Here is a 618-nt window from a genome sequence, read left to right on the forward strand (position 1 = left end):
GATGATGAAAGTTGTCTACAATATTTAAGCAAGAAGAAGTGGGAAAATGGTTTCTCTTGTATCAAATGCGGAAATGACAAATATTGCAAAGGACACCGGATTTATGACAGACAATGCACCAAATGCAATTACAATGAAAGTCCAACCTCAGGAACGCTCTTCCATAAGGTCAAATTTTCTTTGTTGAAAGCATTTTGGATTGTCTATTACGTTTCCACCAACAAAAAAGGAATTGCTTCCACCGAGTTGAGCAGAAAATTGGAACTTCGCCAAAAAACCTGTTGGCTCTTCAAACAGAAAGTAATGTCAGGGATGAAAAGCAGTGGGAAACATCCAATGAAAGGCAATGTGGAAGTGGATGAATTTGTAGTTGGTGGTCAGGAAGAAGGCGTTAAAGGAAGAAAAAACAAATCCAAAAAGTTGGTGGTTATTTCAATAGAAAAAGGCAAAAAGGGAGTGAAAAGAATTTACGCCAAAGAAATATCCAAATCCAGCAAGAAAAACCTGAAGGAATTTATGGATGAAACGATAGCTACAGAAGCACAGATAAAGACCGATGCATTTTCAAGTTATCGCAGTCTGGAAAAGGAAATGCCAAATTTAACCACAGAAAAATCA

The 618-nt window shown here is 37.2% G+C and carries 1 protein-coding gene; it reads left to right on the forward strand.

Features of this window, described 5'->3' with window-relative positions; translation table 11 throughout:
- A partial coding sequence (locus tag AC4AGG_RS16740; RefSeq protein ID WP_489773160.1) for an IS1595 family transposase occupies nucleotides 1–618 on the forward strand: 618 nt, incomplete at both ends.

The sequence above is a fragment of the Chryseobacterium sp. CG10_8 genome (assembly GCF_058117085.1).